The 3,701-nt window shown below is 26.8% G+C and carries 4 protein-coding genes; 3 read left to right on the top strand and 1 reads right to left on the bottom strand.

Annotated elements, in window-relative coordinates; all coding sequences use genetic code 11:
- Window positions 1-114: 114 nt before the first annotated feature.
- The 3 genes from Q0F58_RS18030 (at window position 115) to hslO (ending at window position 2,141) form a co-directional block, all read left to right on the top strand.
- Window positions 115-381, top strand: a complete 267-nt coding sequence (locus Q0F58_RS18030; RefSeq protein WP_294379238.1) for a small, acid-soluble spore protein, alpha/beta type — start codon at window positions 115-117, stop codon at window positions 379-381.
- A 114-nt stretch (window positions 382-495) separates the two neighbouring features.
- Entirely contained in the window at window positions 496-1,233 is a 738-nt protein-coding gene (locus tag Q0F58_RS18025) for a methyltransferase domain-containing protein (RefSeq protein ID WP_294379237.1), read from the top strand.
- 26 nt (window positions 1,234-1,259) lie between these two features.
- Window positions 1,260-2,141: an Hsp33 family molecular chaperone HslO gene (gene hslO / locus Q0F58_RS18020; protein ID WP_294379236.1), complete on the top strand. Its 882-nt coding sequence runs from the start codon at window positions 1,260-1,262 to the stop codon at window positions 2,139-2,141.
- 255 nt (window positions 2,142-2,396) lie between these two features.
- Here the strand turns inward: hslO and Q0F58_RS18015 are convergent, their stop codons facing one another.
- On the bottom strand, window positions 2,397-3,575 hold the full coding sequence (locus Q0F58_RS18015) for a PucR family transcriptional regulator (RefSeq protein ID WP_294379235.1): 1,179 nt from the start codon (window positions 3,573-3,575) through the stop codon (window positions 2,397-2,399).
- Window positions 3,576-3,701 lie beyond the last annotated feature (126 nt).

Raw genomic sequence — 3,701 nt, 5'->3', positions numbered from 1 at the left:
AATAAATATCAAGTATTAAAAAAGAAATTAAAATATTGATGATATTAAGAATATGAAAATGGTATTTGGAAATAATAAGAATACGTAAAAAAATATAAGAAATGATGTGATATTTTGAGCAATACGCCATTGAAAAAAATAATAAAATCAAAGCTTAAAGGAAATAAAGAACTTACTGAAGCTGAAAAAATGAGAGAAAAAATTAAATATGAAATTGCTGAAGAACTTGGACTTAGTGATAAAGTTAAAAATGAAGGCTGGGGAGGTCTTTCCGCAGAAGAAACAGGACGTATAGGAGGGCTTATGGCTAAACGTAAAAAAGAACTTCATATGCCATCTAATAACGAAATACTAGGAAGAGTGGATAAAAATAAACAATAATTTCAATATAAATAGGAGTTTAAAATTTTTTATATATTATCATGTTTGACTAACTATAAAATTAGGATATAATATATTAGATGATGTATAGACTGATTTAAGGGCGTGATATATATGGCATACAATGAATTTGCAAATATTTATGATGAATTGATATATGAAGATATTGATTATGATAAAGTTGCAGAAAAGATTATAGAAATATGCAGAGAAAATAATGTTAAATTTGATGATTACTTAGATTTAGCATGTGGGACAGGTAATGTTGCAGTAAAGGTGTGTAAAGAATTTAAGAATTCATTTGCAGTAGATCTTTCTGATGAAATGCTAAATGTAGCATTTGAAAAATTTAAAGAAAATAAAGTAAGAGCAAAGATTATATGTCAGGATATGTGTGAATTGGATTTAAATCATAAATTTGATCTTATAAGCTGTGTACTTGATTCTACTAATTATGTAACTGAAGATGATGATTTACGTTCTTATCTGAGCAAGGTTTATGAACATCTTAAGGATGATGGATTATTTATATTTGATATAAATTCATATTATAAGTTAAGTAAAATATTAGGCAATAATATATATACATATAGTAGTGAAGATATTTTCTATACATGGGAAAATGCTTTTGAAGATGATATTTTAAATATGTTCTTAACATTTTTTGTTAAAAAAGATAGTGGTTTATATGAAAGGTTTGAAGAAGAGCATATTGAGAGGGCTTACACTGAAAACATGATAGAAAAGATTTTAAGTGAATGTGGATTTAAATTAATAGGAAAATTTGATGGGTACAGCAGTAATAAAGTTAATGAAGAATCAGAGAGAATACTTTATATTGCAGGCAGATAGTTTAAGAAATATAGGGAGATGAAAAAATGCAGGATAAGATAGTAAAAGCAACAGCAAAAAATGATATGGTTAGAATAATTGCGGGAATAACAACAAATTTAGTGAATGAAGGTGCAAAAATTCATGATACTACTCCTGTAGCTTCAGCAGCCTTGGGAAGAATGCTTACAGCTGGAGCACTTATTGGATCAACATTAAAAAGTGATAAAGAAGTAACAACATTAAAAATAAATGGTGGTGGAGAAATAAATGGAATAACAGTAACAGCTCATAATGATTGTACTGTTAAAGGTGTCATAGGAAATCCATATGTGGACAGACCACTTAATGATAAAGGAAAGCTTGATGTTGGTGGAGCTGTTGGAACAAATGGAATGTTATATGTAATAAAAGACTTAGGACTTAAAGATCCATATGTAGGACAGGTAAAAATACAAACTGGTGAAATAGCAGAAGATTTTGCATATTATTTTACTGTATCAGAACAAACGCCTTCAGCAGTTTCTCTTGGAGTTCTTGTAGATAAAGATTTATCAATAAAGGCAGCAGGTGGATTTATAGTACAGATGCTTCCAGGTGCTGATGAATTATTAGCAGATGTTATAACATATAGATTGCAGGAAATTCCACCAATAACTACATTGATAAGTGAAGGAAAGACTATTGAAGAAATATTGGAATTCATATTTGAAGGAATGGATTTAAAGATTCTCGAAGAGATGAAACCAGAATATAAATGTGATTGCTCAAGAGAAAGAGTAGAAAAAGCATTGATTTCCATAGGAAAAGAAGATCTTCAGGAACTTTATGATGGAGGAAAATCAGAGGAAATAGTATGCAATTTCTGCAATAAAAAATATGAATTTACACATGAGGATATTGGTAAAATATTAAGTGATAAAAAATAGTTATAATTTTGATAATACTGAAAATGATTGGCAGTTAAATTTGTTAATTGTCAATCATTTTTTGTTTTATAGAAAATTACATTTATATGGAAAATTGTGGATGATTTTTAGAATTAACAAAATAGAGTATAGATTAAGGATACGACTACTGAATTATTATTTAAATTTAATAATGGTAATATATGAAATTATATTGTGAACTGATTACAAAATATAGTGTTTTATAGATACTATATTTTAATAATCAGTTTTGCACTATTTGTTAAAAGAAACTGAGAGTATGTCCTTAATATGAAAAGCAAGAAGAAAATTAAAAATTTCTTCGCTGTCGTCAAGCTGGGAATTTATAATTTCTTTAATTTTTTTTATCCTATAATTTATTGTATTTCTGTGGGTATAAGTTTTTTTTGAAACAGCTTGTATACTGCAATTATTTTTTAAATATATTTTTAATATATTTTCGTAATCAGTGTTATGCAGCATGTCATATTCATTAAGGGGACCTAAATATTTATTATAAAGATTTTTTAGTATATCAGTATTATTTATATTTAAAAGAAGTTTATCTATTCCCATATCATCATAATAAATGATAGTTTTGTTTTCTTTTATACATTCTAATTTAGAATGACAGGCTTCTGTATAAGCTTTACTGAGATTTTCTATGGAAGTTACTAAAGAGCTTATGCCTATGCATTTAATTTCAGAATAGTTTATTAAATCATCAGCTAATAAATTTTGCATATGATGTTGAGATGTTGAATTATCTATAAAGTTTAAAATAATGTTAAATTCAGTATTTTCAACTAATATACTGTATTTGATTGATTGGGAGTTAAGTTTATTTTCAAGCCTCATAATGAAGTTTTTTAATTTTATTTCATTTGTTTTTTTAAAAAGCAATTTATTAAGTCCTATTGATAGAATCATAAAACTTCCATTTAAATTATAACCAGTCTGTTTTAAACATGGAACATATGAATCTTTTTGTGATGGAGAAAATATTGCATTGAAAAAAGCAGCGCATACATTAGATTTAGAATGTTCAGCTTTGATTATTCTATTACAGTAATCTTGCATTATATCAACAAGGTGTATCTTCCATGGTATTGTAAATAAGGGAAAATTATTTTCGTTGCAAAGCTGAATTGTATGTTCAGATATAGTTAAAATGTATTGTCCAATATTAACTATAAGTCCAGAAGCATGTTTTTCTATTAAACCTTTAATGAGGTCATCGAGCCATTTTTCATTTTTTGAACCTAGCCCTGTTGTTACTATAATTTCATTTCCACGTATAAAATCTATGGTTGATTCATCTTCCATAAAGTGAAACCAGCTTACCACATTATCAAGCGTAGAGGTGTCTGTTAGGAGTTTTAAATTGTATTTATCTTTTGATTCACTATATAAATCTTTTAATGTTATAGACATTTGTTATAATCCTTTCATTTTTGTATTATAAATAATTATATATGTGCTCTTAGCACTAAAAAGTATTAGAAGTTTATGCTATATGCCATTGAGAATGAAAAAAAATGGTGTTATGATAATTATATC

It is taken from the genome of uncultured Clostridium sp. (genome assembly GCF_934754915.1).
Taxonomy (GTDB): Bacteria; Bacillota; Clostridia; order Clostridiales; family Clostridiaceae; genus Clostridium.
This window is presented reverse-complemented; position numbering and strand designations above follow the sequence as displayed.